We start from the raw sequence: 3,987 nt of genomic DNA on the forward strand, positions 1-3,987 counted from the left end.
CTGGCCGAGGCCTTCCTCGAGCATCCGAAATCCGCCCCGACCCTGCATGTGACGGCGACCCTGACCGGGCTGGACGTCGATGTGACCGGCGTGGAGCGGCGGTCCGGCGGCCTGTCCGGCGACGCCCGGATGCGGGCCATTGAAATGGCGGCGGCGGTCGGCCTCGCCCGGTTGAGCCTCGCCGGCGAGGTGCTGATGATGGAGCGCCAGCCGAAGGTGGCCTTCGGTCCGGCTATCGTGCCCCTGCCGCCCGGCGGCTTCCTGCAGGCCGTGCCCGAGGCCGAGGCGGCCATGGTCGCGCGCGCTGTGGAGGCGGTGCGCGGGGCGAAGAAGGTCGCCGACCTGTTCTGCGGCGCGGGGACCTTCACCTTCCCGCTGGCGACGGTCGCGCCGGTGCTGGCGGCGGACGGATCGGCGGCGGGGATCGCGGCGCTGAAGGCCGGCATCGGCTCCGGCCCCGGCATGAAGCCGGTCATGGCCGAGGCGCGCGACCTGTTCCGGCGGCCGTTGGCTCCGTACGACCTGCGCGGCTGCGACGCCGTGGTGCTGGACCCGCCGCGCGCCGGGGCGCTGGAGCAGACCCGGCAGTTGCCCGGGACGAAGGCGTCGGTCGTGGTCGGGGTGTCCTGCAACCCCGTGACCTTCGCCCGCGACGCCCGGGTGCTGATCGACGCCGGCTTTCGGCTGGAACGGGTCACGCCGGTCGACCAGTTCCTGTGGTCGGCCCATGTGGAGCTGGTGGGGGTGTTCAGGCGATGACGATGAACGACAACCTTCCCGACGAGGACGGCGGGGGTTTCGACGCCGAGGACTGGACCCGGCTGACGCCCTTCATCGGTGCGGTGGCGACGCTGGACGATGTCCAGGCGCGCCGGGCCATCTTCGCCCTGGCCGACACCGACGATCCGCGCCCGATCGCCATGGACCTGCCCCAGCCGGTGATCTGGTGGGACGAGGACGGCGAACAGGCGGCGGTGGCGGTGCAGGCCGAGTCCCACCTCGGTCCTGACGGCGAGGAGATGGAGGTGCTCGGCCTGATCCTGCCCGACGGCGGCGGGGCGGTGGCTCTGATGGAGGATGTCGACCTGGTCGATGCGACCGACCCGACCTGGCGGGAACTGGTCACCAACGCGATCGATCTCCCGGTCGCCGATGAGCATTGAGCAGCCTCCGGGCCGCTTGCGATCGTAACGCGGTCGTTATGCAACTTCACGCCTGAGCACCTGTTGCCTTCATAGGGCGCGTATTCTGAATTCCGCAATCCGGAGCGATGTCGCGTCCTGTTGCTGGTCTGTACGTCATCCAGGCGCACGGATCGAAAAGCTGTCCTTCAACAGGATTGTCATAACAACGGAGCTCATCATGCACGACGCAGACGCACAGACATCGGAACGGACGCAGGCCCGCGCTTCCGAACTGGACCATCCTCTTGTCCCCGCCGGTCGGGTCAACGGTTCGGACGTCTACAACCAGGCGAACGAAAAGATCGGACGGATCGACGACCTCGCGATCGACAAGCGGAGCGGCAAGGTCGCCTACGCCATCCTCAGTTTCGGCGGGCTGCTCGGCCTGGGCGAGAAGCACCAGCCCCTGCCATGGTCGGCCCTGACCTATGACACCGGGAGAGGCGGCTATGTCGTGGACGTCACGGCGGAGCTGCTCAGGCTGGCTCCGAAGCTTGAAACGTCTGATCTAAGCGGATGGGACGACACCGGGTCGCGGGACGAGTTCTTCGCCTACTATGCGCCCTATGGCGCCCGACCATACTGGTGACGGGCCTAGCCGAACAGATCCATCTGCCTGTTCATTTCCGGCGGCACGCGGAACTGCGCCTCGTCCACCGGGGTTCGCGGGGCGTCGAGACCGTAGCGCTTCACCGCCGCCCTGAACCGCGCGGCGATCAGTTCGGCGACCGGTCCGGTCCCCTTCATGCGCTGGGACCAGTCGGCGTCATAGTCCTTGCCGCCGCGGGTCTGGCGGATCAGGGACATGACCCGCGCGGCCCGCTCGGGTCGTGCGTCGGCCAGCCATTCGCGAAACAGGTCCTTGATTTCGAGCGGCAGGCGCAGGGTGACGTACATGGCCGAGCTCGCGCCGGCCTTCGACGCCGCCTCGAGCACCGATTCCAGCTCATGGTCGTTGAGCCCGGGGATGACGGGGGCGAAGCCGACGCTGACCGGACAGCCGGCATCGGCCAGGCGCGCGATCGCCTCAAGCCGCCTGGCCGGCGTCGAGGCCCGGGGCTCCATGGCGCGCGCCAGGCCGCGGTCGAGGGTGGTGATGGAGACGCAGGCCGAGGCCAGGCCGGCCCGGCCCATCGGCCCGAGAATGTCGGCGTCGCGCGCGATCAGGACCGATTTGGTGATGATGCTGAACGGATGCCGGAAGCGCTGCATCACCTCCAGGATCGAACGCGTCGAGTTCAGCTCGCGCTCGACCGGCTGATAGGGGTCGGTGTTGCCGCCTATGTGGATGCGTTTGCAGACGTAGCGGGGTTTCGCGAATTCCCGCTCCAGCAGACCCGCGGCCCCGGGCTTGAAGAAGAGGCGGCTCTCGAAATCCAGGCCCGGGGATAGGCCCATCCAGGCATGGGACGGACGGGCGTAGCAGTAGATGCAGCCATGTTCGCAGCCCTTGTAGGGGTTGATGGACCGGTCGAAACCGATGTCCGGACTGGTGTTCCTTGCGATGATGGTCCGGGCGTGTTCGGGCGTCAGGGTGGTGCGCAGCGGCGCCGCCCCGGCGTCGTCGCCGGTCCAGCCGTCATCGAAAGCCTCGACGGTTTCCGGTTCGAACCGGCCCGTCGCATTCGATCGGGCGCCTCGTCCTTTCACCGCTTCAGCCATTCGTGGACTGTAGCGCGAAAAGGGAACAAAGCAAGAACTGTTGTGGCGGCAGTCAGTCGCGCCAGGGTTCGATCGGGATGTGGGGGCAGCCCTGCTTCGCCAAGGCTTCGCAGGGCATCCTGCTTCGCCCGGCTACCTTTGGCGGGACCTGTGCTGCGAAGCCCGAAGGGCGAAGCAGGATGGTGCGGATGAGAGGACTCGAACCTCCACGCCTCGCGGCGCTGGAACCTAAATCCAGTGCGTCTACCAGTTCCGCCACATCCGCCAGGTTCGTCACAGCGTCTAGGCGAGGCCGGAAGCGGCGGCAACGAAAAAGGCCCCGGGGCGAACCCCGGGGCCTTGGTCGTCGCGAGCGATCCGGAGATCAGTCGTGCTTGTTGTCGACGTCGCCGCCCAGGGCCGCAGCCGGGCTGGACATGGTCAGGTCCTCGGTGATGTCGATGCCCTTGGCGAGCTTGGAGTTCCAGAAGCCGTAGATGATGTAGACCACGGCCCCGACTGCGGCGTAGCCGCCGAGGATCATGAGCGGCAGCGGATTGCCGTCCATGGCGTGCTGGATCATCGGCCAGAAGTTGAAGCCGGCCAGAGCCAGGCAAGACAGGATGCCCAGCACGGCGGTGAAGATGCCGCCGGGAACCCGGAACGGCCGCTCCATTTCCGGATGCTTGATGCGCAGGAAGATCACGCTCAGGCAGACGATGGAGAAGGCCACGGCGGTGCCCAGCGACACCAGGTCGCCGAGGATCGAGATGGGCAGGAAGGACGCCGCGATGGCGATGACGACGCCCAGCAGGATGGTGCCGATCCACGGCGTGCGGAACTTCGGATGGATGATCGCGAAGACCCGCGGCAGCAGGCCGTCACGGGCCATGGTGTAGAAGATCCGGGTCTGGCCGTAGCACAGCACCAGCATGACGGAGGACAGGCCGGTGATGGCGCCGATCTTGATCAGGAAGCTGATCAGGTTCAGCTGACCGCCTTCGGCCGAGGCCACGGCGATGTTGGCCCATTCCAGACCCATGCGGTCGATGGCGACGGCCACCGGCGCCGGGCTGGCCAGCTCGAGGTAGGGGACCACGCCGGTCATGACGGCGGCGACGGCCATATAGATCAGGGTGCAGACGATCAGGGCGCCGAGGAT

5 protein-coding genes and 1 tRNA gene are annotated in these 3,987 nt (G+C 67.6%); 3 read left to right on the top strand and 3 right to left on the bottom strand.

Translation table 11 applies throughout. The annotated features are described in order from the left end of the window. The 3 genes from WC555_RS15235 to WC555_RS15245 all read left to right on the top strand — a co-directional run. Window positions 1-759, top strand: a 759-nt coding sequence (locus tag WC555_RS15235) for a class I SAM-dependent RNA methyltransferase (protein ID WP_373254949.1), incomplete at its 5' end; no start/stop codon positions are given. A gap of 2 nt (window positions 760-761) precedes the next feature. Next, a complete protein-coding gene (locus WC555_RS15240; protein ID WP_373254952.1) occupies window positions 762-1,163 on the top strand; it encodes a hypothetical protein in 402 nt (133 codons plus the stop codon). A 199-nt stretch (window positions 1,164-1,362) separates the two neighbouring features. Continuing rightward, window positions 1,363-1,773: a PRC-barrel domain-containing protein gene (locus tag WC555_RS15245; RefSeq protein WP_373254953.1), complete on the top strand. Its 411-nt coding sequence runs from the start codon at window positions 1,363-1,365 to the stop codon at window positions 1,771-1,773. A 5-nt stretch (window positions 1,774-1,778) separates the two neighbouring features. Here WC555_RS15245 and WC555_RS15250 read toward each other — a convergent pair whose 3' ends face one another. The 3 genes from WC555_RS15250 to WC555_RS15260 all read right to left on the bottom strand — a co-directional run. Further along, the gene (locus tag WC555_RS15250) at window positions 1,779-2,846 is read right to left on the bottom strand and encodes a PA0069 family radical SAM protein (RefSeq protein ID WP_292128499.1); all 1,068 of its coding nucleotides are present in this window, start codon (window positions 2,844-2,846) and stop codon (window positions 1,779-1,781) included. A gap of 180 nt (window positions 2,847-3,026) precedes the next feature. Then, window positions 3,027-3,111, bottom strand: a tRNA-Leu gene (locus WC555_RS15255). A 99-nt stretch (window positions 3,112-3,210) separates the two neighbouring features. Continuing rightward, a partial coding sequence (locus WC555_RS15260; protein ID WP_373254955.1) for an amino acid permease occupies window positions 3,211-3,987 on the bottom strand: 777 nt, incomplete at its 5' end.

Origin of the sequence: Brevundimonas sp. (genome assembly GCF_041648615.1) — a bacterium.
Taxonomy (GTDB): domain Bacteria; phylum Pseudomonadota; class Alphaproteobacteria; order Caulobacterales; family Caulobacteraceae; genus Brevundimonas.

What these genes read in the sequence shown, in the direction of transcription:
- WC555_RS15240 (WP_373254952.1), top strand. Translation starts at nt 762, where the DNA reads ATGAACGACAACCTTCCCGACGAGGACGGCGGGGGTTTCGACGCCGAG.
- WC555_RS15250 (WP_292128499.1), bottom strand. Translation starts at nt 2,846, where the DNA reads ATGGCTGAAGCGGTGAAAGGACGAGGCGCCCGATCGAATGCGACGGGC.
- WC555_RS15245 (WP_373254953.1), top strand. Translation starts at nt 1,363, where the DNA reads ATGCACGACGCAGACGCACAGACATCGGAACGGACGCAGGCCCGCGCT.